Annotated in this window: 17 protein-coding genes; 10 read left to right on the plus strand and 7 right to left on the minus strand. The window is 61.8% G+C overall.

Annotated elements, in window-relative coordinates; translation table 11 throughout:
- Nucleotides 1-1,412, minus strand: a 1,412-nt coding sequence (locus tag KGB25_RS13860; protein WP_223435259.1) for an aldehyde dehydrogenase family protein, incomplete at its 3' end; no start/stop codon positions are given.
- Nucleotides 1,413-1,643: 231 nt separating this feature from the next.
- The gene (locus KGB25_RS13865; RefSeq protein ID WP_223435261.1) at nt 1,644-2,366 is read right to left on the minus strand and encodes a hypothetical protein; all 723 of its coding nucleotides are present in this window, start codon (nt 2,364-2,366) and stop codon (nt 1,644-1,646) included.
- A 201-nt stretch (nt 2,367-2,567) separates the two neighbouring features.
- Here KGB25_RS13865 and KGB25_RS13870 point away from each other — a divergent pair, with 201 nt between their 5' ends.
- The gene (locus KGB25_RS13870; RefSeq protein ID WP_008027970.1) at nt 2,568-2,822 is read left to right on the plus strand and encodes a DUF1652 domain-containing protein; all 255 of its coding nucleotides are present in this window, start codon (nt 2,568-2,570) and stop codon (nt 2,820-2,822) included.
- A 50-nt stretch (nt 2,823-2,872) separates the two neighbouring features.
- Here KGB25_RS13870 and KGB25_RS13875 read toward each other — a convergent pair whose 3' ends face one another.
- Nucleotides 2,873-3,229 carry a hypothetical protein gene (locus KGB25_RS13875; RefSeq protein ID WP_008039921.1) on the minus strand — a complete coding sequence of 119 codons (357 nt, stop codon included), beginning with the start codon at nt 3,227-3,229 and terminating at the stop codon, nt 2,873-2,875.
- 345 nt (nt 3,230-3,574) lie between these two features.
- On the opposite strand from KGB25_RS13875, the gene peaA reads away from it, so the two are divergent.
- From peaA to peaD, 4 genes are all read left to right on the plus strand, one after another.
- Nucleotides 3,575-5,155 carry a quinohemoprotein amine dehydrogenase subunit alpha gene (gene peaA, locus KGB25_RS13880; RefSeq protein WP_008039923.1) on the plus strand — a complete coding sequence of 527 codons (1,581 nt, stop codon included), beginning with the start codon at nt 3,575-3,577 and terminating at the stop codon, nt 5,153-5,155.
- An 80-nt stretch (nt 5,156-5,235) separates the two neighbouring features.
- A complete protein-coding gene (gene peaB / locus KGB25_RS13885; RefSeq protein ID WP_008027964.1) occupies nt 5,236-6,666 on the plus strand; it encodes a quinohemoprotein amine dehydrogenase maturation protein in 1,431 nt (476 codons plus the stop codon).
- Nucleotide 6,667: 1 nt separating this feature from the next.
- The gene (gene qhpC, locus KGB25_RS13890; RefSeq protein ID WP_008027961.1) at nt 6,668-6,991 is read left to right on the plus strand and encodes a quinohemoprotein amine dehydrogenase subunit gamma; all 324 of its coding nucleotides are present in this window, start codon (nt 6,668-6,670) and stop codon (nt 6,989-6,991) included.
- 25 nt (nt 6,992-7,016) lie between these two features.
- The gene (gene peaD / locus KGB25_RS13895) at nt 7,017-8,135 is read left to right on the plus strand and encodes a quinohemoprotein amine dehydrogenase subunit beta (protein WP_223435267.1); all 1,119 of its coding nucleotides are present in this window, start codon (nt 7,017-7,019) and stop codon (nt 8,133-8,135) included.
- A gap of 113 nt (nt 8,136-8,248) precedes the next feature.
- Here the strand turns inward: peaD and KGB25_RS13900 are convergent, their stop codons facing one another.
- Nucleotides 8,249-8,650 (minus strand): lysozyme inhibitor LprI family protein, encoded by a 402-nt coding sequence (locus tag KGB25_RS13900; protein WP_223435270.1) that lies wholly within the window; start codon nt 8,648-8,650, stop codon nt 8,249-8,251.
- Nucleotides 8,651-8,698: 48 nt separating this feature from the next.
- Nucleotides 8,699-9,622 (minus strand): ADP-ribosylglycohydrolase family protein, encoded by a 924-nt coding sequence (locus KGB25_RS13905; RefSeq protein WP_223435277.1) that lies wholly within the window; start codon nt 9,620-9,622, stop codon nt 8,699-8,701.
- A 198-nt stretch (nt 9,623-9,820) separates the two neighbouring features.
- Between KGB25_RS13905 and KGB25_RS13910 the strand changes: the two genes are divergently transcribed.
- Nucleotides 9,821-10,309: an SRPBCC family protein gene (locus KGB25_RS13910; RefSeq protein WP_008039944.1), complete on the plus strand. Its 489-nt coding sequence runs from the start codon at nt 9,821-9,823 to the stop codon at nt 10,307-10,309.
- A 481-nt stretch (nt 10,310-10,790) separates the two neighbouring features.
- On the opposite strand, the gene inhA is transcribed toward KGB25_RS13910, so the two are convergent.
- A complete protein-coding gene (gene inhA / locus KGB25_RS13915; RefSeq protein ID WP_223435278.1) occupies nt 10,791-11,474 on the minus strand; it encodes an isonitrile hydratase in 684 nt (227 codons plus the stop codon).
- A 90-nt stretch (nt 11,475-11,564) separates the two neighbouring features.
- On the opposite strand from inhA, the gene KGB25_RS13920 reads away from it, so the two are divergent.
- Nucleotides 11,565-12,557 carry a GlxA family transcriptional regulator gene (locus KGB25_RS13920; RefSeq protein WP_223435279.1) on the plus strand — a complete coding sequence of 331 codons (993 nt, stop codon included), beginning with the start codon at nt 11,565-11,567 and terminating at the stop codon, nt 12,555-12,557.
- Here the strand turns inward: KGB25_RS13920 and KGB25_RS13925 are convergent.
- Nucleotides 12,533-12,922: a hypothetical protein gene (locus KGB25_RS13925; RefSeq protein WP_223435280.1), complete on the minus strand. Its 390-nt coding sequence runs from the start codon at nt 12,920-12,922 to the stop codon at nt 12,533-12,535. The genes KGB25_RS13920 and KGB25_RS13925 overlap by 25 nt on opposite strands.
- 335 nt (nt 12,923-13,257) lie before the next feature.
- On the opposite strand from KGB25_RS13925, the gene KGB25_RS13930 reads away from it, so the two are divergent.
- From KGB25_RS13930 to KGB25_RS13940, 3 genes are all read left to right on the plus strand, one after another.
- Nucleotides 13,258-14,430: an MFS transporter gene (locus KGB25_RS13930; RefSeq protein WP_008039951.1), complete on the plus strand. Its 1,173-nt coding sequence runs from the start codon at nt 13,258-13,260 to the stop codon at nt 14,428-14,430.
- Between the two features lie 184 nt (nt 14,431-14,614).
- Entirely contained in the window at nt 14,615-15,349 is a 735-nt protein-coding gene (locus KGB25_RS13935) for a thioesterase II family protein (RefSeq protein WP_008032305.1), read from the plus strand.
- Between the two features lie 238 nt (nt 15,350-15,587).
- Nucleotides 15,588-24,830: a non-ribosomal peptide synthetase gene (locus tag KGB25_RS13940; RefSeq protein WP_223435282.1), complete on the plus strand. Its 9,243-nt coding sequence runs from the start codon at nt 15,588-15,590 to the stop codon at nt 24,828-24,830.
- Nucleotides 24,831-24,854 lie beyond the last annotated feature (24 nt).

The following is a 24,854-nucleotide window of genomic DNA, read 5'->3' on the forward strand; positions in this document are numbered from 1 at the left end:
ATCTTGTACCCGCCAAACGGCAGCGCCGGGTCCAGGGCGCTGTGGCAATTGACCCACACCGAACCGGATTTGATCCGCGGAATCATCCGGTGCACCGCCGCCAGATCATTCGACCAGATGCTCGCGCCGAGCCCATAGGGACTGTCGTTGGCCATGCGCAACGCATCGGCCTCATCATCAAACGGGATCGCCACCAGCACCGGCCCGAAGATCTCTTCCTGCACCAGCGAGTGCTTCTGGTCGACATCAACGATCACTGTCGGTTTGACGAAGAATCCCGGCCCGAATTGTTCACCGCCGCAGGCAATCGTCGCACCGCTTTCCCGACCTTTTTCGATGTACCCGTAAACCCGTTCCTGCTGGCGCGCCGAGATCAGCGGCCCCATCTCGACACTCGGGTCCAGCCCGTTGCCGAGCTTCATGGCATTGGCAATGTCGGCGATGTCCGCCACCACATTGTCGAAATGCTTGCGCTGCACATACAGCCTCGAACCGGCACAGCAGACCTGGCCCTGGTTGAAGAAAATCGCGCTGGCAGCGCCTGCGGCGGCGGTCTTCAGGTCGGCGTCGGCCATGACGATGGTCGGCGATTTGCCGCCCAGTTCCAGGGTAACGCGGGTCATGGAATCCATGGCGATCTTGCCGATCTGCTTGCCGACGGCGGTGGAGCCGGTGAAGGTCAGCTTGTCCACCAGCGGGTTGTGGGTCAGCGCCGAACCGGCGGTGATGCCGGTGCCGGTGACCACATTGAACACGCCTTCGGGATAACCGGCTTCCAGCACCAGTTCAGCAAGTTTCAAGGCAGTCAGCGGGGTTTCGTCGGCGGGCTTGAGCACCACGGTGCAACCGGTGGCCAGGGCCGGGCCGAGTTTCCAGCAGGCCAGCAGCAGCGGGAAGTTCCAGGCGACGATGGCGCCGACCACGCCCACCGCTTCGCGACGAATGAAACTGTGGAACTGATCGTTTGGCATCAGCGGCAACGACACTTCCACGCTGGAGCCTTCGATCTTGGTCGCCCAACCGGCCATGTAACGCAGGAAGTCGATGGACAGTTGTACGTCCATCACCTGAGCCACCGCCGCGCTCTTGCCGTTGTTCAGGCATTCCAGCTGCGCCAGCAGTTCGGCGTCGCGTTCCATCAGATCGGCGAGTTTCCACAGCAAATTCTGCCGCTCGCGGGGGCGGGTGCGGGTCCAGGCGGAATCATCGAACGCCTGACGCGCCGCGAGTACCGCACGGTCAACGTCTTCGGGCGTGGCCCGCGGCACCACGCACAGCACATCGCCGGTGGCCGGGTTGTGCAGTGGCATGGTCTGGCCGTCGGCAGCCTCGACCCAGTCGCCGCCGATAAGCATGCGCGGGGCGCGCTGGATGAACGCCGAGGTGGCGGGAAGCAGGTAGGGGAGCGTCATGGCGAGGCCTCTTGTTGTTCGTGAGAACGAGGCTTTCGCAATGGCTGTGCCAACTGTCCGGAAGGGCCGGATAGCCCTTTGGCGGCGGGCGTGGGATGAAATTCGGGGCCGTCGGGTTCCGCTGTGTTGTCGCAAATCGCGACGGCAGCTGAGATTCAAGAGACGGTTTTTTCAGCTCAGGCCAGCGATGCGGCCTGAGCTGATTCGGGCACTCCGCGCCTGTTGTCGGAATCAGGCCGTCACGTCGATCTTATTGCGCTCGGCCAACATCACCGTTTCCGTCTCCCGCGTCATCCGCTCGCCTTTACTCCACAACTGGGAAGAGAAGAAGCCGTTCAGGGTTTCAGCGTTTGGCACCGAGCCTTTCTTCAAGAACAGAGCGCCCAGATCGATGGTGTTGGCGAAGTTTTCCTTGTTCAGGTTGTACCCGCCCACGTAGCTGCCGCCCCATACGGAGTCGGCGGCCACCAGGTCGATGGAGGCGTCGCGGTAACTGCTCGCTGCCGATTTCAGCGAACTGGAAGCATTCAGCAGATTGTTCAGCCGGTTCATATCGGAAGAACTGAGCTGGCCTGAACTGTTGAGGGCTTTGAGGCTTCCATCCGCTTGAATGGTGAAGCCGAATTTTTTGTCGGCGAGATCCGGATAGGCGTGGGCCAACGCTGACTGGAACTCTTCGAAGGAGTATTTCAGCGATTGATGGGCATTTTTGTGCCGCTCGGCAACCTGCGGGAAGTCAGGTGACTGGGATCGGCCGATCCAGGTCTCGATCGATTCCATGGTCGGGCTGGGTGCCGGGGTTTCATCGCCTGGATGGTAAATCGCTGCCGGATTGATGTTGACCGCTGTTTTCTGCAGGTCTTCAGTCAGCGTTTTCGCGGTCAGTGGTTGGCTGGACTGGCTGAGCTGAGCGGCCGATGGCTGGATCAAGGCTGCATTTAAAGAAATTGCCATGTCGTCATTCCCTTAACGTTTGGTGTAGCAGGTTATCGGCGCAAAGCGCGATACCTTGAGCGCCGATGACCACCCGTCGAGACGACGAGCAACCGGGTTGCGCCCTTGAGCCCCCCACCTTTGGGGAATAGAATTTTCAGGCTCGGTGGTGAAATGACGGAGCATTTCCCCTGCTATACATCTGGCGTAAGGGAGGTTGCGATGTTCCTTTCAACCCTGGAAATTCAAAGCATCATCGAACACAGTTTTCTACCCGCCGTCTGCACCTGCAACATGGAAGCGGACCAGTCCATGACGATCCGGGTCTGTGACTGCATGACGGGCAAAGTGGACCTGATCGCCACCCATGTTCCGGTGTGGACACTGGACAGTCCCCATGCCATCGCCACGCTGGTGGCGGACATGCGCCAGGAAATCGAGGCGCACAAGAGCATTCATCCCACCTATTCCATCTGAACCGGCGACAAGCCGCACCGTTGAAGGCCGGTGCGGCTCGCGTCAGGCAATCAAGCTGCTATTTTCCGGGAAATCTCGTCGAACGTGTTGCTATCAACAGCAGCCAGCAGCTTTTTGTCGTCTTTCAGCGTTGCCAGAAAGGTCACTTCGGTTTCTTTTCCGGCCAGCATGAAACCGGCAATCGCGCCGATGGGCCCCAGCAGCATGGCGCCGGCGACGCCAAAGCCGATGGCGTCCTTGATGTTGTTGATCGACTCTTCGTTGGCGACTTCCACGCTTTTGAACGAGGAGAGTGGCAGGGTGATGCCGGGCCACGGGTGAAGCGACGTTCTCAAGGTGAAAACGCCGTCTCTGTACTCTCCGTCACCCTGCAGAAAGTCCCCCGCCAGGACAGTGATGTTTGCCATTTCGTTATCCCCTGAACGGCAATTGGTGAACAACCATTTCGCCCCCGCACGGGACTGTCGTCAATCGCCGGGCGATGAGCTGTCCCGGTTAAGGCATCTATGCTTGTCTCAGACTGCAACAACTGTCGCGATATTAGACGCACGCGCTCTCGATCAAGCATGGCCAATCGCATTCAACTTCACGCAAACGCTTGATAAAAAAGGTAATCGGCAAGCTGGCACGCTCCGTGTATTGCTCATCGCAGACGTTTCTCTTGCCTCCGTCTGCGGTGCGCCGCCGGCGGCAGAAACCATAAAAACGATAAGCCACAAAAATAAGAAAGCACCGTGCGAGGTTCGACGTTGATGAAGAGAAAACTCCGATCAGGCCTGAGCGTCAGTCTGCTGGCCGTGGCCGCGTGTGTGGCGCTGCATTCGCCTGACAGCCTGGCAGCCCGCGACGCCCAGACCATCCTCAAGGAAACCTGTCAGGGCTGTCACACCCCTGAAGCCGAAAACACCCTGAGCCGCATCAGCCACCAGCGCAAGACCCCGGAAGGCTGGCTGATGAGCATCGCCCGGATGCAGACCATGCATGGTTTGCAGATCAGCGATGACGACCGCCGTACCCTGGTCAAATACCTGGCCGACACCCAGGGCCTGGCGCCGAGCGAGACGGACGGCGTGCGTTACGCGCTGGAGCGTCGACTCAATACCGTCGAGAAGTTCGACGACCAGACCAGCCAGATGTGCGGTCGCTGCCACTCCGGTGCGCGGGTCGCCTTGCAACGGCGTCCGGCCCAGGAATGGGAGCGCCTGGTGAATTTCCACCTCGGTCAATGGCCGTCCCTCGAATACCAGGCGTTGGCCCGCGACCGCGACTGGTTCGACATTGCCCGCAAAGACATGGTGCCGCTGTTGGCCAAGCGTTATCCGCTGGACAACCCGGCCTGGAAAAAATGGCTGAGCGCAGCACCCAAAGCCGAAGCGTTTGCCGGTGACTGGAGCTTCAGCGGCCACTTGCCGGGCAAAGGTGAACTGGCCGGGGTGATGAGCGTGACCGCCGCTGGCGACGACACCTTCAAGGTCAGCGTCAAAGGCCAATACGCCGACGGTACGCCGTTCAATGGCGACGGCAGCGCGATTCTCTACACCGGCTACGAATGGCGCGGCAACGTGACCATCGACGGCGTGACCATGCGCCAGGTGTTCGCCGCCCAGGGCAATGCGATGCAAGGCCGGATGTTCGAGGCCGAGCACGATGAACGGGGGCTGGACTTCGTCGCGGCCAAGCAAGGCAGCAGTCGTTTGCTCGCGGTGCAGCCGGGTTACCTCAAGGCCGGCAGCGTGTCAGAAGTGACCCTGATCGGCAGCGGTCTCAGCGGTAAACCGAGCTTCGGCAAAGGTGTGGAAGTGGTCGAAGTGCTGGAGCAAAGTCCGCAGCGTATGCGCGTCAAGCTCAAGGCTGCCGCCAATGCCCAGCCGGGGCTGCGCAACGTCACCGTCGGCACGCTGAAAGGCCCGACCCTGTCGGTCTACAGCAAAATCGCCGAAGTCAAAGTCGTGCCCGAGTTCTCGGTGGCGCGGATCGGCGAGGGCGGTGGTTCGACGCCGAAAGTCCAGGGCCGTTTTGACGCCGAAGCCTGGGGCAAGGGCGCTGACGGCAAACCGTATCGCATCGGCGTGTTCCCGGCGCAATGGAAAGTCGAAGCCTTCGACGACCGCGCCAAGGAAGACGAAGACGTCAAGTTCGCCGGCACCATGCAGGCTGACAGCGGCGTGTTCACACCGGGCGATGCCGGGCCGAACCCGCAACGCAAAATGTCCACCAACAATGCCGGCAACCTCAAGGTGATCGCCGCCGTCGACGACGCAGGGAAATCCCTGACCGGCGAGGGCCACATGATCGTCACCGTGCAACGCTGGAACAATCCACCCATTCCATGAGTTGGCTGACCGTTAACCGTTTCAGACACTTTTTGGAATGACCGCAGGCCTCGTAAAAGAGGTCTGCACAGGAGGTTGCAATGGGCGCTATTTTGAATCTGGTCGAGCGGAATCTGCACGAAGTGCACGTCGATGCCGACCGCATGCTGTTCCACATTCCCAGCAGTTCGCTGTTCGCCAGCGATGAGCTGACGGGCACCATCATCGACACCTTGCGCGGTCCAGGCTGTTCGTCGGACGACCTGATCCAGCGCCTGGCCGCACGTTTCAACGGCGAAGAAATCACCGAGACCCTGCGCGAACTGATCTCGCTGGAACTGGTCAGCGACGGCTCGCCGCTGACCCCGGACATTGGCACCAAACGGGTCGAGCGCACCGCGATCAATACCGTGGTGCTCAACGTCAACACCGGCTGCAACCTGAGCTGCACTTACTGCTACAAGGAAGACCTCGACAAGCCGTCGGCGGGCAAGAAAATGGACGTTGAAACGGCCATCGCTTCAGTGGAAATGCTGCTGCGCGAATCCCCGGATGAAGAGCGTTTCACCGTGGTGTTCTTCGGCGGCGAACCGTTGAGCAATCGCAAGCTGATCGAGTACATGGTCGATTACTGTGAGAAGCGTTTTCGCGAAGCCGGCAAGTTCGTCGAGTTCGTGATGACCACCAACGCCACGCTGCTCACCGAAGAAACCGTGGACTACCTCAACGCCCACCGTTTCGGGCTCTCCGTCAGTATCGACGGGCCGAAAACCGTGCACGACCGCAACCGCATCACCGTGGGCGGGCAGGGCACCTATGACGTGGTACGGCGCAAGGCCGAGATGCTGCTGTCGCGCTACAACAGCCGTCCGGTGGGCGCGCGAGTGACGTTGACCACCGGCGTCACCGACGTCGAAACCATCTGGGATCACCTGTTCAACGAACTGGGTTTTGCCGAAGTCGGCTTTGCTCCGGTGACTTCCGGCGACATCAGCAGCTTCAACCTCACCAGCGATGAACTGGTTCAGGTGTTCGCCAACATGAAGGCGCTCGGTCGGCGTTATCTGGAAGCGGCGCTGGAACACCGCAACATCGGTTTCTCCAACCTGCACCAGCTGATCACCGACATTCACGAAGGCCACAAAAAAGCCCTGCCGTGCGGCGCGGGCCTGAAGATGCTGGCGGTGGATCACAAGGGCGAACTGAACCTGTGCCACCGCTTTACCGGCTCGTCCTTGCCGACCTTCGGCAACGTACACAGCGGTGTGAAACAGGTGGAGTTGAACGACTTCCTGTCCCAACGCCTCGACCGTACCAACACCGGCTGCGAAGACTGCCAGATCCGCAACCTCTGCTCCGGCGGCTGCTACCACGAGAGTTACGCCCGTTACGGCGACCCGACCCACCCGACCTATCACTACTGCGAACTGATGCGTGACTGGGTCGACTTCGGCATCGAGGTCTACACCCGGATCATGGCCAACAACCCTGCGTTTATCAGCAGCTACATCACTCCGCGCAAGGCTCACTGATATGAAACATCTCAAGGCAATCAATAACAAAGCGTTGAAACTCGATGAAGCCGCGGCCGAGAACCGCATCGAAGAAGTGGTGGCGATGAGCTCTGTCGCGGGCTGCGCCTCGACCACCGACCCGGGCTGGGAAATCGATGCGTTTGGCGGTGTGTCGTCGCTGTGCCAGCCGATGGAAGCCGACCTTTATGGCTGCTCCGACCCTTGCTGGTGGCCGGCCCAGGTGCCGGACATGATGAGCACCTACCCGGACTGGAACAAGGATGCCCAGGCGTCCAACGACAACTGGCGCAACCTTGGCACTGTCTTCCCTAAAGACAAGTGATCGGACAGACAAGAAGGATTCCAGCATGCCTAGCATCAAAGCCTGCGGCCTGGCCGCGTTTGCCGTCCTGAGCACCTGTTCGCTCACTGTTCTGGCCGATGAAAACACTGCTCTGCAAGACGGTCACGAGTACATGTTGACCACCAATTACCCGAACAACCTGCACGTGATCGACCTGGCCACGGACACGCTGTTCAAAACCTGCAAGATGCCCGACGCCTTTGGTCCGGGCACTGTTCAGCTGTCGCCGGATCGCAAGACCGCTTACGTGCTGAACAATCACTACGCGGATGTCTACGGCGTCGAGCTGGACAGCTGCAAACAGGTGTTCCACGCCAGCATCACCCAGAAGCCGGGGGAGAAAGCGAAGTCGATGTTCGCCTTCACCCTCAGTCATGACGGCAAGGAGCTGTTCACCGTTGCCAACCCGACGTTGATGCTCAATGACCGCTACGAAGTTCAGCAGCCACGACTGGATGTCTACGCCACCAACGCCGGCATGGATGCCAAACCCGTGCGCAGTTTCCCGGCGCCACGGCAGCTGACCATCATGCAGAGTGGCGACGACGGCACGCTTTACGTCGCCGGGGCGGACGTCTACAAGGTCGATGTGAAAACCGGCAAGTTCGACGTGCTGATCCCCAGCCGTCACTGGAAACGGGCGAACTACAGCGCACCGGACGTGCTCTACGTGTGGAACCAGCAGACCTATCGCCATGACTTCTCGCTGCTCTACACCGCGGCAAAGTTCAAGGACAAGAAGCAGGATCCGTTGACCGCCGAGTACCTGTACGGGCTGTTCAGCATCGACCTGAAAACCGGCAAGACCGAAACCACCGACTTCGGCCCGCTGACGGAAATCTACTTCAGCGGCATGCGCTCGCCGAAGGACCCGAACCTGATGTTCGGCGTGCTCAATCGCCTGGCGAAGTACGACATCAAGGAAAAGAAAATGCTCCAGGCGGCGACGCTGGATCATTCCTACTACTGCATTTCCTTCAACAAGGACGGCAGCAAGATTTACCTGGCGGGGACGTTTAACGATGTGGCGATTTTTGATGCCGACAGCCTGAAACAGGTGGGCAGCATCAAGTTGCCGGGTGGGGATATGGCGATTACCACGGCGCAGATTTTCGTCCGGTAATCGCGGCGTCTGAAAGGACGCCTTCGCGGGCAAGCCTCGCTCCTACGGGTTTCGGTGATCCCTTGTAGGAGCGAGGCTTGCCCGCGAAGAGGCCATGGAAAACGCTAGAGAACTTACTGCCCCGGCACCGGGCAACTCAAATCCCCCTCCTGGCACTTCAAGTAAGTTTTGAAAGCCTCCACCCGAGCCGTGGTCAGGTCCGTGATGCAATTGCTGTAAATCAACGGATAAACACTCCCGCCCTCAACCCCGGACGCCGAAAACCTGCACTCGGCATCCCGGAACCCGATCCACGCCCGTTGCGCGCCAATCAACTGCTTCTTGCTCTCGGGGCTGTCCTTCAAACGCGCGGTGATCTGCTGGTAAAGCGCATTCAACTCCTTGTCCGCCGCCTTGTTCTGCTGCGCCGCGCATTGATTCATCGTGGCCTGGTCGGTGGCGTTGTCGCAATCGACGGCATGGGCAACGGTGGTGAACAGCAATGGCGTCAGCGCCAGGAGCACGCGTGGGTTCATGGGAAACTCGCTGTGACAGGAAAAGAAGAGGTGCAGTGTAGCGAAGCCTCATTCACTTGCGGTGTCAGCGCCTGAAGCCTTGAGCAATTGATCCGCGCAAACCTCGATGTCTTCGCGCAGGTATAACTTCGCCAGCCAACGTTCGGGAATGGCCTGGACACCGTAGAAAGCGCCGGCCAACTGACCGACGATGGCTGCGGTGGTATCGGCGTCATCGCCCAGGTTGGCGGCCTTCAGGATGGCGGCTTCGAAACTGTCGGTGTGATGAAAACACCACAGCGCCGCTTCCAGCGAGGCGACGCAGTAACCGCTGCCACGGATAGCGCTTTCAGGTTTGTCGAAATAATCGCCGCGTGCGATGGCGGCGACTTTTGGCTCCAGGAAGGTCGTGGCCGGCAAGCGGAGTAAATCCGCTTTGGCCGCGCCCTGTAACGCGTTACCTGTCAGCTCGGCGAACAACAGGCAGCACTCAACGGCTTCAGGCGCGGCGTGGGTCGTGCGGGAACTGTTTGCGGAAAACGCCCTGATCCGGTCGCGGTCGGGGAAGTAATACAGAACCACCGGCACCAGCCGCATCAACGAACCGTTCCCTGCCGTATAGGGATCGGTTGAACCCGCGAAGGGGTCGCCGGTTTGCTGATACCGGGCCAAAGCCTCGCTCACCGTCATGCCGATGTCGAAGCATTCCCCGGTCGAACTCATGTAACCCTGTTGCCACCAATTGAGGTAGCGCCCCATCTGGTCGGCGGCATCGAAGCCGTTTTTGCTCAGCAGGCTTTCGGCCAGGCACAACGCCATTGAGGTGTCATCGGTCCATTGCCCGGGTTTCAGGTTGAATGGGCCGCCGCCCACCATGTCGGTCAGGGGCCTGAACGAGCCGCGTGGCTTAAACTCGACCGTGGTGCCGACGGCATCACCGCAGGCCAGGCCCAGCAGGGCGCCGCGATAACGTTCCGTGAGTGAGGGCTGCATGAATCTTCCTTGTCCGGTCAATGTCGTCCCTGCAAACGGTAGCAGCTCCCGCCCGGTGACTCTTGTTCTCCGCGCCGAACTTTGGCCCGGATGTGCGGCCGAATATTTCAGGCAGGTTGATTGAGAGGCCCGATTGGTACAACTTTAGGGTTGGACTTGTGGTCACACAGGCCTACTGTTCAGTACAGGAGGTGACTTATGAACCCAGCATCAGATCGCATCGAAAGGAAGATCCTGCTTAAAGCCCCGCGCTCGCAGGTCTGGCGTGTGCTGGCCCATGCCGAAGCGTTCGGGCAATGGTTTGGCGTGGCATTGGAAGGCAAGCGTTTTGTCGCCGGTGAGTGGACTCAGGGGCAGGTCACGTACCCCGGTTATGAGCACGTTTTGTGGAATGTGCTGGTGGAGCGGGTCGAGCCAGAGCGGGTGTTTTCGTTTCGCTGGCACCCCTACGCGGTGCGCGCGGATGTCGACTATTCCCAGGAACCCACCACGCTGGTGAAGTTCGAACTGGAGGACCACCCTGAAGGTACGTTGCTCAAGGTCTCCGAGTCCGGTTTCGATCACATCCCCCAGACACGCCGCGAAAAGGCTTTCCGCATGGACAGCCGGGGCTGGGAGGAACAGATGAACAACATTGAACAGTTTTTGGCTGAAACCGCCAAAGCCCGGGTGAGACAGGAAGAATGATCACCATGGCGCAGGCGCTGCCCGTCGTAGCTCCGCTGCAGGCCGCGAAACTCGCGGCTTGAGCGCTCGATACCTGAGGCGTCTAAGGGTTTTCGGAAGGGCTGGTATAGCGAATGTCTTACACGCGATGGTAGCTATGTCGTCTATTGCACATTGGATCCGATGCGTAATCTAGCCACATCAACTGAAGCACAGGAAGCGCTTCAGGATCACGGATGATCGACCATCAGCAAGGATTCGCTACCGACAGGGAGTCGACAATGGTCTTGGGAAAAACCCGCCTCTGGCGGGTTTTTTTTCGCCCGTAGAAAAGTGACTCAGCCATTACGTACATCTACTGTAGGAGCCGGCTTGCTGGCGATGGCGTGTGTTCAGGCGATAAACGTGTTGACTGACCCACCGCTATCGCCAGCAAGCCGGCTCCTACAATTCATCCCCGTCGTACACAGAGTGTGAGCGAACCTGAGCCCGCATTGATTACCTACAAGCCGAGATTTGCTGCGGCCCGTTCAGTGATCAGCGTCCGCTGCTGCAACGATGGCGCCGTACGCCGATGAGCCTCTGCCAAAACACTCTGAGGCGCTGATTCCGGGCTGCCAGATTCAAACGGCGGCGCCGGCGCGTACTCCAGCTGCAACTGCACCAATTGCGCCGTGTCCTTATCGAACAATTCAGCCGCCAGGGTCAGGGCAAAGTCGATCCCGGCGGTGATCCCGCCACCGGTCAGCAGATTGCCATCGCGCACTACCCGATCCTTCACCGGGATTGCACCCAGCGGTCCAAGCAACTCGTGATACGCCCAGTGAGTGGTGGCGCGCTTACCCTTGAGCAAACCTGCCGCGCCGAGTACCAGCGCGCCGGTGCACACCGAGGTGACATACCGCGCATTGGCCGCCTGCGTCTTGATGAACGCCAACGTCTGCTCATCCTCCATCAACGGCCCGACACCGCTGCCGCCGGGAACGCAGATCACATCCAGCGCCGGGCAATCATCGAAAGTGGTGGTGGGCTTGAGCACCAGGCCGGTGCTCGCGGTGACCGGCATCAGGTCTTTCCAGATCAAATGCACCTTCACGTCCGGCAGCGAGGCGAGTACGTCGTAAGGGCCGGTCAGGTCCAGTTGCTGAACCTGCGGGAACAACAGAAAACCGATCTGCAACGTCATGGTGTTTTTCTCGTGAAGTGGGTGGACGGCTTCACTGTAGGCTCGTAGGATTTGGCGTATACGCCAATTACCCCACGAATTACGCCAAGCATGCCCAAGACTATCCATGTGCTCGCCTTCACCAACGTGCAACTGCTCGACGTCACCGGGCCGCTGCAGGTGTTCGCCTCGGCCAATGACATTGCCCGCCAGAAAGGCTTGCCGCCGCCTTACGCGCCGACGGTGATTGCCAGCGGCGGCGGGGCGGTGACGTCGTCGGCGGGCTTGGCGCTGGTGGCCGAGCCGTTGCCCGGGCAGGGCAGCGACACATTGATCATTGCCGGCGGCTGGGGCGTTTATGCGGCGGCGGAGGATGAGGCGCTGGTGGCCTGGGTGCGTGAGCATGCGGCGGGGTGTCGGCGCGTGTCATCGGTGTGTACCGGGGCGTTTTTGCTGGCGGCCAGCGGTTGGCTCGATGGCCGGCGGGTGGTCACTCACTGGACCCGTTGCGAGCAGTTGGCGCAAAAACACCCGCGCTTGCGTGTCGAACCCAATCCGATCTTCATCAATGACGGCCCGGTCTGGACCTCGGCCGGGGTCACTGCCGGTATCGACCTCGCACTGGCCATGGTCGAAGAGGACCTTGGTCGCACCATGGCGCTGGAAGTGGCGCAGCAGTTGGTGGTGTTTTTGAAGCGTCCGGGCGGTCAATCACAGTTCAGCGTGACCCTGTCGTTGCAAAAGGAAGGCAACCGTTTCGACGATCTTCACGCCTGGATCAGCGAAAACCTCACCATGGACCTGGGCGTTCCGACCCTCGCCTTGCAGGCTGGCATGAGCGAACGCAGCTTCGTCCGTCACTACCGCGCCGACACCGGCCAGACGCCCGCACGGGCCATCGAACTGATTCGGGTCGAAACGGCGCGGCGGTTACTCAGCGATACCGGCGTGCCGATCAAACGGGTCGCGGTGCAGTGCGGGTTTGGCAGCGAAGAGACGTTGCGGCGCAGCTTCCTGCGGGCGATGGGCGTGACGCCACAAGCCTATCGCGAGCGGTTTTCGGTGAGTTCCGAGGCAGATCAGGCTTCCGTTTCCATGACCTGATTGAAGTACTTCGCCCGATCCGGCGTAAACGTCACCACCATCCCGGTTCGCGAGCAGGTCAATGCCCGCTCTTCAGCCAGGTCCACGTCCAGGTCTTCCCCGCGCAAACCTTGCCATTGGGCGAGGTACTTGAGGGATCCGTACTTTTCGAGTTTCTTCAGGCTGCGGCTGACGCCCCCTTTCCAGCCCAGCACCGGCAGTTCACCGGCCAGGCATTGTTGGGCCATTTCGGGAAAACGGGCGGCGCGTTGGCGGCCGATTTCCCAGCATTTGATCAGGCCTTTGTCGGGGCCTTCCCACAGTTCATCGCGGTTCAGGCCGGATCGGAGTGGGGTGTCGATGCTGCGGTAGATGCGCTGGCTCATTCAGGTTCCTTGAATTCGGGTTTTGTTGGACAGCTCCGCTGTACCCGTTGAGGAGGGATGTTAGGTGGGGATGTAATGAGTGGCAACAAACGATTTTCCGGGGGCGGGGCGGTTTTGTTTAGTGCTTGTAGGTGTGTGGGCCACAGAGCCTTAGTGTTTTAGCAGGCGGACCGCGTTAACGTTCGATCGCCGGCAAGCCGGCTCCTACAGTTGACCGCGTTTCACTGTAGGAGCCGGCTTGCCGGCGATGGGGCCTTAACACTCAACCAACAATTACCCGCTTTCCCCTCAACCAGCCTTATGGCAACTTGCAGGCCCTTGTCGAGAGCCGAGCCATGGCCAACCCCTACCGCGAACTGTTCAAAGCCCCGGGCAGCCGAGCCTTTGTGCTGGCCGGGATGATCGCACGCATGCCGATTTCCATGACCGGCATCGGCCTGATCACCATGCTCTCGCAATTGCAGGGCGGCTACGGATTGGCCGGTGCGGTGGCAGCGACGTTTGCCTTGGCCACGGCGTTTTGCGCGCCGCAGGTTTCGCGGCTGGTGGACCGTTTCGGGCAGCGTCGGATCTTGCCGGTGTCGGCACTGATCGGTGGCGGCGCGTTGTTGCTGGTGTTGTTGTGCACGCGTTTGCAGGCGCCGCAATGGACGCTGTTTGTGTTCGCCGCGCTGGCCGGTTGCATGCCGAGCATGTCGGCGATGGTGCGGGCGCGCTGGACCGAGGTCTATCGCGGCCAGCCGCAATTGCAAACCGCGTACGCCCTGGAATCTGTGCTCGACGAAGTCTGTTTTATTGTCGGGCCGCCGCTGTCGGTGGGCTTGTGCGTGGTGGTGTTCCCCGAAGCGGGGCCATTGGCGGCACTGTTGATGCTGGCGATTGGCGTCACGGCGTTCGTTCTGCAACGGGACACCGAACCGGCGATACATCCCCATGAAGAACACCATCAGGGCTCGATCATTCGTTCCAGCGAAATTCAGTTGCTGATGCTGTTGATGGTCGCCATGGGCACCATTGTCGGCGTGGTGGATGTGGTCAGCGTGGCCTTCGCCCAGCATCAAGGGCAACCGGCGGCGGCGAGCATTGTGTTGTCGGTGTATGCCATCGGTTCATGCCTGGCCGGTTTGGCGTTCGGCGCGTTGCGCTCGAAAGTGCCGCTGCCGCGACTGTTTCTGTACGGCGGGGTGGCGACGGCGGTGACCACGTTGCCGTTGCTGCTGGCGACCAATATTGTCGGGTTGGCGCTGGCCGTGTTCGTCGCGGGTCTGTCTTTTGCGCCGACGCTGATTGTCGCTATGGCATTGGTGGAACGCATCGTGCCGCCGGCCAAACTCACCGAAGGCCTGACCTGGCTGGTGACGGGGATGAGCATCGGCGTGGCGATTGGCGCGGCCAGCTCGGGTTGGCTGGTGGATGCGTTTGGCGCGCGTAGCGGGTTCTGGGTGGCGATTGCGGCGGGGGCGGTGGTGCTTGGTTCCGCGGTCCCAACCTATCGCCACCTTAGGTAAGTATTCATTCAGTGACTTCTCGCTGTCTTCTTCGCGGGCAAGTCGGATCGCCGCCCGCTCGCTCCCACAGGCTTCAGTGCGTCCTGTAGGAGCGAGGCTTGCCCGCGAAGGCGTCATCACCGTCGACTAATTCCCTGCGGCGCTCGTCCGTTCTCTTAGCAGACAACTTTTCGAGGTAAGCCCGGTGACCCAGCTGACATTGCTGTGCCTGCCCTATTCAGGCGCGAGCGCCATGGTTTACAGCCGCTGGCGGCGCAAGCTGCCGGAGTGGCTCAAGCTGCAGCCGGTGGAACTGCCGGGCCGTGGCGCGCGGTTCGGCGAACCGTTGCACACCGACATGCGGCGCCTGGCGCTGCAACTCGCCCAGGAACAGAAAGCCACGCTCAAGGCGCCGTACGCGCTGTTCGGCCACAGTCTTGGCGCGTTGCTGGCCTGTGAAATGGCCCATGCCTTGCGCTCGCTGGGTTGCCCGGAACCGGTGGCGCTGTTCGCCTCGGGCACCGCTGCACCGACGATGCGGGCTGATTACGATCAGGGTTTCGCCGACCCGAAAACCGATGCCGAGCTGATCGAGCAACTGCGCACCCTCAATGGCACCAGCGAAGAAGTGCTGGCCAATGAAGAACTGATGAGCCTGACACTGCCGATCCTGCGCGCGGATTTCCTGCTGTGTGGCCGTTTCGAGCCGATCCAGCGTCCGCTGCTGAAATGCCCGGTGCACGTGCTCGGCGGCAAAGAGGATCGCGCAACCACCGAACAGCTGATCGGCTGGAGCAAGGAAACCCACGGCAGTTTTTCCGTGGACATGCTGGCCGGCGGTCACTTCTTCATCCATGAACACGAAGCCAAGGTGCTGCGCGTGATCAAGGACCAGCTCGACGTCCACCATCGCCGGCACGCCATGGCCGCGACTGCCTGACCCGGTCAAATGTGGGAGCGGGCTTGCTCGCGAAAGCGGTTCATCATTCAACATTGATGTTGGCTGACCCAACGCTTTCGCGAGCAAGCCCGCTCCCACATTGTTTTGTGGCGCTTCACATCCGGCGATATACCTCCCTCCTGACACTTATTCTCATTCGCTAATTTTTCCGGTCTGCATTCGTTTTATAGGGACGACGTGCCTTTGTGCTTCCCGCCACTGATCCGGATGCTTAGAAATGAATGCTGATGACTCCTTGAAACTTGCTCGCCGGTTTATCGGGTTGCCCCTGGAAAAGCGCCAGATGTTCCTTGCGGCCTTGCAGAAGGAAGGCATTGATTTCGCCCGGTTCCCCATTCCCGCCGGCGTCGAGGCCGAGGATCGCCAGGCGCTGTCGTATGCCCAGCAACGCATGTGGTTTCTCTGGCAACTGGACGCGCAAAGTGGCGCCTACAACCTGCCGGGCGCGGTGCGTTTGACTGGTGCGTTGAACCTGTCGGCGCTGGAGCAAGCCTTCGTCAGCCTCGTGGAACGTCACGAAACCTTGCGCACGGTGTTCCAGCGCCAGGCCGACGACACCTTGCTGCAAGTGCCGGTCAGCGCGCCGCTGATCATCAAACACGTGGACTTCAGCGCCTTGCCGGAAACGGAGCGCGAACGTGCCGTCGCCCAAGCGGCCGAACAGCAATCGGTGCTGCCCTTCGATTTGTCCGTCGGCCCGCTGCTGCGGGTGACCTTGCTCAAACTCGCCGAGCAGGAACACGTCCTGCTGCTGACCCTGCACCACATCGTCTCCGACGGCTGGTCGATGAACGTGCTGATCGACGAGTTCATCCGCTGCTACGACGCCTTCGAGGCCGGTGTACAACCGCAACTCGCGCCGCTGCCGATCCAGTACAGCGACTACGCCTTGTGGCAACGCCGCTGGCTGGAGGCGGGCGAGCAAGCGCGCCAACTCGATTACTGGCAAGCGCAACTCGGCGATGAGCACCCGGTGCTCGAATTGCCGACCGACCACTCGCGCCCGGCGATGCCGAGCTATCGCGGCACACGCTACGAATTCGCCGTCGACACGCAACTGGCCGAGCAACTGCGCACCACCGCGCAGAAACACAACATCACCCTGTTCATGCTGTTGCTCGGGGCGTTCAACGCATTGTTGCATCGCTACACCGGACAGACCGATATCCGTGTCGGCGTGCCGATTGCCAACCGCAACCGTGCGGAAATCGAAGGCCTGATCGGCTTCTTCGTCAACACCCAAGTGCTGCGCACCCGGCTCGATGGCCACACCCGCGTTGACGATCTGCTGCGCGCCATCAAGGAGACCGCGCTCGGTGCCCAGGCCCATCAGGATTTGCCGTTCGAGCGTCTGGTCGAAGCGCTGAAACTGGAGCGCAGTCTCAGCCACACGCCGCTGTTCCAGGTGATGTACAACCACCAGCCGCAGGTCGCGGACATGTCCAGCATCAGCACCGCGTCCGGCCTGGTGCTGGGCGCGATCGAGTGGGAAGGGCGCACCACGCAGTTCGACCTGACCCTCGACACCTATGAAAAGAGCGGCAAGCTGCACGCCGCGCTGACCTACGCCAGCGACCTGTTCGACGCACCGACCATCACGCGCATGGCGCAGCACTGGACGCGGCTGTTGCAGGCAATGGTGATCGACACACATCAGCGGGTCGGCGAGCTGCCGATGCTGGCGGCGGATGAACAACAGGTGCTGGTGCATGACTGGAACCGCACCGCCGAAACCTATCCCGTCGAGCAATGCATTCATGAACTGATCCACGCTCAGGCCCTGCGCACACCCGAGGCGCCGGCGCTGGTGTTTGGCGACCGTCAGCTGACTTATGCACAGCTCGATGCGCGCACCAATCAATTGGCGCATTACCTGCGCGAGCAGGGTGTCGGCCCCGATGTGCTGGTGGGGATTGCCGTCGAGCGTTCGCTGGAAATGGTCATTGGTCTGTTGGCGATTCTCAAGGCCGGCGGCGCTTACGTGCCGCTCGATCCGGAATACCCGGCGGAGCGTCTGGCCTACATGATCGAAGACAGTGCAATTGGCGTGTTGCTGACCCAAAGCTCCTTGGTTGACACGCTGCCGACCGAGGGCATCAAGGTCATCGCACTGGATCAGGACGAGGACTGGCTGGCCGGTTACAGCGAAAATTGCCCGCAGGTGTCGGTAAATCCGCTGAACCTGGCCTATGTGATTTACACCTCCGGTTCCACCGGCAAACCCAAGGGCGCCGGCAACAGCCATGCGGCGCTGGTCAACCGTTTGTGCTGGATGCAACAGGCGTACGGGCTGGACGGCAGCGACTCGGTATTGCAGAAAACCCCGTTCAGTTTTGACGTGTCGGTCTGGGAATTCTTCTGGCCGTTGATGACCGGTGCCCGTCTGGTGGTGGCGCCGCCGGGTGCGCATCGCGAACCGGCGCGGTTGATCGGCCTCATCGGCGAGTTCGGCATCAGCACCTTGCACTTCGTGCCGTCGATGCTTCAGGCGTTTATCCACGAACCGGGCGTAGAAGCCTGCACCAGCCTCAAACGCATCGCGTGCAGCGGTGAAGCCCTGCCGCTGGATGCCCAGCTTCAAGTGTTCGCCAAGCTGCCGGGCGCCGGATTGTTCAATCTGTACGGACCGACCGAAGCGGCCATCGACGTGACCCACTGGACCTGCGTTGACGAGGGCGCCGACAGCGTGCCCATCGGCCGGCCGATTGCCAACCTGCGCACCCACGTTCTGGACGCGCAGTTGCTGCCGGTGCCGGCGGGCGTAGCGGGGGAGTTGTACCTGGGCGGCGCCGGCCTGGCGCGCAGTTATCACCGGCGTCCGGGGCTGACGGCCGAGCGGTTTGTGCCGTGCCCGTTCCATGACGGCGCACGCTTGTACCGCACCGGCGACCGCGTGCGCCAGCGTGCCGACGGGGTGATCGAGTACCTCGGCCGCCTCGACCATCAAGTGAAACTGCGCGGCCTGCGTATCGAACTGGGGGAAATCGAAACCCGTCTGATGCAGCATCCGCTGGTGCGCGAGGCGGTGGTCCTGGTGCAGGGCGGCAAACATCTGGTGGCGTACCTGGTGCTGGAAAACGCCGAGGCGCAGTGGCCGGAAACCCTCAAGGGCTGGCTGCTCAATAGCCTGCCGGAATACATGGTGCCCACTTACCTGATGCCACTGGACGCGTTGCCAGTTACCGCCAACGGCAAACTCGACCGCAAGGCCCTGCCGCAACCGGACGCGGCGCCACAACAGGCGTTCGTCGCGCCGCAAGATGCGATGCAGATGGCATTGGCGCAGATCTGGCAGGACGTCCTGGGCCTGGAACGTGTGGGCCTCGAAGACAACTTCTTCGAGCTGGGCGGTGACTCGATCATCTCCATTCAAGTGGTCAGCCGCGCCCGTCAGGCCGGCATCCGTCTCAGCCCGCGCGACCTGTTTCAGTACCAGACCGTGCGCAGCCTGGCGCTGGTGGCGACGTTCGACAATCGCAGTGCCATCGACCAAGGGCCGGTCAGCGGTGAGGTGCTGCTGACCCCGGCGCAACACTACTTCTTCGAACAGGCCATCGCGCAACCGCAACACTGGAACCAGTCCTTGCTGTTGACGCCGCGCGAGGCGCTGAACCCGCAAGCACTGGAAGCCGCGCTGGTTGCGCTGATTAACCATCACGATGCCTTGCGCCTGCGGTTTGCCGCGAGTGTCGATGGCTGGCAGCAGTCTCATGGACCACAGGTCGAAACGGCCGGATTGTGGCAGCGGCACGCGGCGTCGACCGAGGCGTTGACGGCCCTGTGCGACGAAGCGCAACGCAGCCTCGATCTGGCCGAAGGGCCGTTGCTGCGCGCGCTGCTGGTCAGTCTCGACGATGGCACGCAACGCCTGCTGCTGGCGGTCCACCATTTGGCGGTGGACGGTGTGTCCTGGCGGGTGCTGCTCGAAGACCTGCAGCAGGCCTACGCGCAATTGGCGGGTGGCAGCGCCGCGACGTTGCCGGACAAAACCAGCGCTTATCAACACTGGGCCAAACACCTGCAAGCGCATGCCCGCACGCTGGATCAGCAACTGCCGTACTGGCAGGCACAACACGCCGATGCCCGCGACTTGCCGTGTGAAAATCCGCTGGGCAGCTTGCAGCATCGCCATGGCCAAAAAATCGAATCGAAGCTCGACGCCGGGTTGACGCGGCAGTTGTTGCAAACGGCGCCGGCGGCCTATCGCACTCAGGTCAACGACCTCCTGCTGACCGCGCTGGCCCGGGTGATCTGCCGCTGGACCGGGCACAACTCGACGCTGATCCAGCTCGAAGGCCATGGCCGTGAAGACCTGTTCGACGACCTCGACCTGACGCGCACCGTGGGTTGGTTCACCAGCCTGTTCCCGGTGCGTCTGCAACCTCACGCGCAAACGGCGAACACGATCAAGGCGATCAAGGAGCAACTGCGCGCCATCCCCGACAAAGGCCTGGGGTATGGCCTGCTGCGTTACCTCGGCGAACCGGCCCAGCGTGAAGCGTTGCAAGGATTGCCGGCACCGCGCATTACCTTCAACTACCTCGGCCAGTTCGACCGCCAGTTCGATGAAGACGCGCTGTTCGTGCCGGCGCTGGAAAGCGGCGGTCAGGCCCAGGGTGATGATGCGCCGTTGGCCAACTGGCTGACGCTGGAAAGCCAGGTCTATGGCGGTCAACTCTTCCTGCAATGGGGCTTCAGTCGCGACATGTTCGCCGACAGCACCGTTCAAAAACTGGCCGACGCCTACACCGAAGAACTCACCGCACTGATCGAACACTGCTGCGTAACGCCGGCGGGCCAGGTCACGCCGTCGGACTTCCCGCTGGCACGGATCAATCAGGCGCAGCTGGACGCCTTGCCCGTCGCAGCCCCGGCCATCGAAGACATTTATCCGTTGACGCCGATGCAGCAGGGCATGCTGTTCCACACCTTGTATGAGCCGCAGGCCGAGGCCTATATCAACCAACTGCGCCTGGATATTCAGGGGCTGGAACTGGCGGCCTTCGGTCGGGCGTGGCAGGCGGCGATCAACCGTCACGACATTCTGCGCAGCAGCTTCCACTGGTTGGGCCTGGAAGCTGCGCATCAGGTGATTCATCGCCAGATCGACCTGCAATTGCAGGTGATCGAAGCGGCCGATATCGACCTCGATGCACTGGCCGCCGAAGAGCGCAGCCGTGGTTTCGAACTCAGTGCCGCGCCGCTGTTCCGCCTGATGCTGGTGCGCCAGAGCAGCGACGCCTGGCACCTGATCTACACCAGTCATCACATCCTCATGGACGGCTGGAGCAACGCGCAGTTGCTCGGCGAGGTGATTCAGCATTACGCCGGGCAAACACTGGCCAAGCCTTTGGGGCAATACCGCGACTACCTCGGCTGGATTCAGCAGCAGCCACCGGCGGCGGGCGAACAATTCTGGAAACAGGCGCTGGCCGCGCTCGAAACCCCGACCTTGCTGGCGCACGCCTTGCCGACGCCGGTCGAAGGGCGCGGCATGGGCGAGCATCACCTGACGCTTGAAAGCGCCGCCATGCAGTGTCTGGCAGAGTTTGCCCGGCAGCAGAAAATCACCCTCAACACCCTGTTGCAGGGCGCATGGGGCCTGCTGTTGCAGCGCTACACCGGCCAATCGTGCGTGGCCTTCGGCGCGACGATTGCCGGGCGATCCGCACCGTTGCCGGGTATCGAGCAACAGTTGGGGCTGTTCATCAATACCTTGCCGATCATTGCCACGCCTTCGTCCGCGCAACCGGTCAGCCAATGGCTCAATGAACTGCAAGCGCTGAACCTGAGCCTGCGCGAGTTCGAGCATGTGCCGCTCTACGACATTCAGGGCTGGGCCGGGCAGCAGGGCAACGCGCTGTTCGACAGTTTGCTGGTGTTCGAAAACTTCCCGGTGGCCGAAGCGCTGAAGCAGGGGGCACCGGCGGGACTGACCTTCGGCGCATTGCGCAATCACGAAATCACCAGCTACCCGCTGACCCTCGGCATCGAAGTCGGCGCCAGCCTGCGTCTGGAATTCAGTTTCGACCGGGCGTTGTTCAGCGCCGCGCAGATCGATCGTCTGAGTGCGAACCTGCTGCATGTGCTGGAGCAATTCGTTGCGCAGCCGCAGCAGGTGTTGGGCGCCGTCAGCCTGCTGGACGCGAAGCAAACAGCGCAGGTCTTGCTGGGATCGCGTCCCGACGCGCCGCAGCTGGACAGTCCGCTGTTGGCGCATCAGCGTTTCGAGCAGCAAGCGGCCCGCACGCCCGACGCATGGGCGGTGATCGCCGGCGACGAGCGCCTGACTTATGCACAGCTCAACGCTCAGGCCAACCAGCTCGCCCATCGCCTGCGCGAACACGGCGTGGCGCCGGGACAACGGGTCGGCCTGTCGGTGCGGCGCAATGCGCAGATGATCGTCAGCCTCATGGCCATCCTCAAGTCCGGCGCCGGTTACGTGCCGCTGGACCCGGACTACCCGGCCGAACGCCTGGCCTACATGATCGAAGACAGCGGCATGGACCTGCTGCTGGCGCAACCCGAGTTGCTGACCGATGTCGCGCTGCCCGAAGGCTTGCCGCGCCTGGCGCTGACGACGGCATCGCTGGCCGGCTATTCCACGGCCAACCCGGACAATCTCACCTGCGCCGAAGACCTCGCCTACCTGATTTACACCTCCGGCTCCACCGGACGGCCGAAAGGCGTGTGTCTGGCCCACGCGGCGTTGCGCGAGTTTTGCGTGATTGCGGCGGACTATTCGCAACTCAGTGCCGACGACCGCGTGCTGCAATTCGCCACGTTCAGCTTCGACGGCTTTGTCGAGCAGTGCTACCCGCCGCTGTGCATGGGCGCCGCGCTGGTGTTGCGCGGCGATGAGCTGTGGGACACCGACACCTTGTACCGGCAGATCATCGAACAGGGCGTGACCCTGGCGGACTTGCCGGCGGCCTACTGGTATTTGCTGGCCCAGGAATGGGCCGCGCAGCCTCAGCGCGACAAAGGTCGGTTGCGGCAGGTTCACGTCGGTGGCGAAGCCATGTCGCTGGAGGGCTTGAAGCTCTGGCATGCCGCCGGTCTCGGCGACGTACGTCTGCTCAACACCTACGGGCCGACCGAAGCCACGGTGGTTTCCAGCACCCACCTGTGCACCTTGGCCGATACGCAAAACCTGATCGGCGTGCCGATTGGCCGCGCCTTGCCCGGCCGGGCGTTGTACGTGCTGGACACCGAGGGCCATCTGCTGCCAACCGGTTGCGTGGGCGAGTTGTGCATCGGCGGTGATGCCGGCATTGCCCAGCACTATCACCAGCGTCCGGGTTTGAGTGCCGAACGCTTTATCGCCGATCCGTTTTCCACCACGCCGGGCGCACGTTTGTACCGCAGCGGTGACCTGGCGCGGTATCGCGAAGACGGCGCGCTGGAATACCTGGGGCGCATCGACCATCAGGTGAAAATTCGCGGTTTCCGCGTTGAACTCGGTGAACTGGAAGCACACCTGCAAGGCTTGCCGATGATCAGCGAAGCCGCAGTGCTGGTGCACGAAGGCGTCGGTGGCAAGCAACTTATCGGTTATGTAGTGCCGGTGTTGCCGAACGCCGATTCCCGTCAACTCACTGAAACCGTGCGCCAGGCGTTGGGCGAGCGTCTGCCGGACTACATGCTCCCGGCGCAACTGGTGGTGATGAGCGCATTGCCGCTCAACCGCAACGGCAAACTTGACCGTGCGGCGCTGCCCGCACCCGAAGTCTGGGACGCCGTGGCCGGCACCGCACCGCAAGGTGAGCTGGAAGTCGAGCTGGCGCAGATCTGGCAGCAGGTGTTGCAAGTTGCCCGTGTCGATCGCGAAAACAGCTTCTTCGAATTGGGCGGCCATTCGTTGCTGGCCACGCAGATCGTCTCGCAGATTCGTCAGCGCCTGGGCCTGTCGGTGAGTTTGCGCAGCCTGTTCGAGCACCCGCGCCTGCAGGATTTCGCGGCGCAGGTGCAAGGCCTGCGGCACGCCGCCAATGTCTGCGAACGCCCGGCGCTGGTGGCGGACCACTCCGGCGAACGCCAGCCGTTGTCCTTTGCCCAGCAGCGGTTGTGGTTCCTGTGGAACCTCGAACCCGACAGCTCGATGTACAACATGCCCGGCGCCCTGCGGTTGCGCGGCGCGTTGAACCTGTCGGCGTTGCAGCAAACCTTCGAAACCCTGGTGCAACGCCACGCCGTGTTGCGCACCACGTTCTATGAGGAAGACGGCCAGGCCTGGCAGCGGGTACACGCCGAACTGCCGCTGGATTTCGCCATCAGCGATCTACGGCATTTGCCGGCCCCGGACGTCGAAGCCGAGCAACGGGCCCGTGAAGAAGTCGCCCGGCCGTTCGATCTGCGCAACGGGCCGTTGCTGCGGGTGCGGGTGTTGCAGGTTGCGGATCAGGAGCATGTGCTGCTGCTGACGGTGCACCACATCGCGGCAGATGACTGGTCGTTCCGGATTCTGATCAATGAATTCGTCACGCTGTACCCGACCCTCAACCGGGGCGGCGTCGCGCAGTTGCCGGAGCAGGTCGTGCAATACGCCGACTTCGCAAAATGGCAGCGTCAGTGGCTGGAGCAGGACGGCGAGCTGCAACGTCAGCTCGATTACTGGCAGGCGCGCCTCAGTCAGCCGCAAGCCGTGCTGGAGCTGCCGGGCGACGGCGATCAGCGTCAGGCGCAGGAGGGCGCCAGCCAACATTTCACCTTGAATTCGACCTTGAGTCAGCAGTTGCGCGACTTCGCCCAACAGCGTGGATTGTCGCTGTTCATGGTGCTATTGGCCGGCTTCACCCTGGTGTTGCGCCAGCGCACCGAGGTCAGCCGCGTGCGCATCGGCACCGATATCGCCAACCGAAATCAAGTTGAGCTTGAACAAATGGTCGGCTTCTTCGTTAACCAATTAGTGCTGCAAGTGGAGGTCGATGCCGACCAGGCTGCCGGGCAACTTTTGCAAGCCTGTCGCCGTGCGGTTCTGGAGGCTTCGGACCATCAGGACCTGCCGTTCGAGCGATTGGTGGAAGCGTTGCGCTTGCCGCGTCGGGCCGGGCGTTCGCCGTTGTTCGACATCAAGTTGATCTATCAGGAAGGCGTCGGTCGCTTGCCCTCCATGGACGGCTTGTTGGTCGAGGACTTCCCGTCGGGCCGGCAAGCCGCCGAGATCGGCATGGTCGCTGCGTTCTACAACGAGGCCGAACACATTCACCTGAGTTTCGAAACACCCGCCGGGCAGTACTTGCCGAGCACGCTGCAAAGCCTGTTCGAACAAATCGAGGCGGTACTGCAAGCGTTGTTGCGCGCCGACGAGCTGACGGTCAGCGATCTGCTGGAACTGGCCACCGAGGTGCAGCGCCGTGCCGATGCGCGATTGAACGAGCAGCGCAAGGCGTTGTTGGGCGGGCCCATGGCGATCAAGCGTCGTCGCGGCACGCCGGCGACGCAAAGCGCGGCGGACTGATTCATTGCGGCGGCGCCAACCGGG

Source organism: Pseudomonas sp. BF-RE-21 (assembly GCF_019947305.1).
In the GTDB taxonomy this organism is placed as follows: Bacteria; Pseudomonadota; Gammaproteobacteria; order Pseudomonadales; family Pseudomonadaceae; genus Aquipseudomonas; species Aquipseudomonas migulae.

What these genes read in the sequence shown, in the direction of transcription:
- inhA (WP_223435278.1), bottom strand. Translation starts at nt 11,474, where the DNA reads ATGACGTTGCAGATCGGTTTTCTGTTGTTCCCGCAGGTTCAGCAACTG.
- peaD (WP_223435267.1), top strand. Translation starts at nt 7,017, where the DNA reads ATGCCTAGCATCAAAGCCTGCGGCCTGGCCGCGTTTGCCGTCCTGAGC.
- KGB25_RS13900 (WP_223435270.1), bottom strand. Translation starts at nt 8,650, where the DNA reads ATGAACCCACGCGTGCTCCTGGCGCTGACGCCATTGCTGTTCACCACC.
- KGB25_RS13865 (WP_223435261.1), bottom strand. Translation starts at nt 2,366, where the DNA reads ATGGCAATTTCTTTAAATGCAGCCTTGATCCAGCCATCGGCCGCTCAG.
- KGB25_RS13940 (WP_223435282.1), top strand. Translation starts at nt 15,588, where the DNA reads ATGAATGCTGATGACTCCTTGAAACTTGCTCGCCGGTTTATCGGGTTG.
- qhpC (WP_008027961.1), top strand. Translation starts at nt 6,668, where the DNA reads ATGAAACATCTCAAGGCAATCAATAACAAAGCGTTGAAACTCGATGAA.
- peaA (WP_008039923.1), top strand. Translation starts at nt 3,575, where the DNA reads ATGAAGAGAAAACTCCGATCAGGCCTGAGCGTCAGTCTGCTGGCCGTG.
- KGB25_RS13920 (WP_223435279.1), top strand. Translation starts at nt 11,565, where the DNA reads ATGCCCAAGACTATCCATGTGCTCGCCTTCACCAACGTGCAACTGCTC.
- KGB25_RS13930 (WP_008039951.1), top strand. Translation starts at nt 13,258, where the DNA reads ATGGCCAACCCCTACCGCGAACTGTTCAAAGCCCCGGGCAGCCGAGCC.
- KGB25_RS13905 (WP_223435277.1), bottom strand. Translation starts at nt 9,622, where the DNA reads ATGCAGCCCTCACTCACGGAACGTTATCGCGGCGCCCTGCTGGGCCTG.
- KGB25_RS13875 (WP_008039921.1), bottom strand. Translation starts at nt 3,229, where the DNA reads ATGGCAAACATCACTGTCCTGGCGGGGGACTTTCTGCAGGGTGACGGA.
- KGB25_RS13910 (WP_008039944.1), top strand. Translation starts at nt 9,821, where the DNA reads ATGAACCCAGCATCAGATCGCATCGAAAGGAAGATCCTGCTTAAAGCC.
- KGB25_RS13870 (WP_008027970.1), top strand. Translation starts at nt 2,568, where the DNA reads ATGTTCCTTTCAACCCTGGAAATTCAAAGCATCATCGAACACAGTTTT.
- peaB (WP_008027964.1), top strand. Translation starts at nt 5,236, where the DNA reads ATGGGCGCTATTTTGAATCTGGTCGAGCGGAATCTGCACGAAGTGCAC.
- KGB25_RS13925 (WP_223435280.1), bottom strand. Translation starts at nt 12,922, where the DNA reads ATGAGCCAGCGCATCTACCGCAGCATCGACACCCCACTCCGATCCGGC.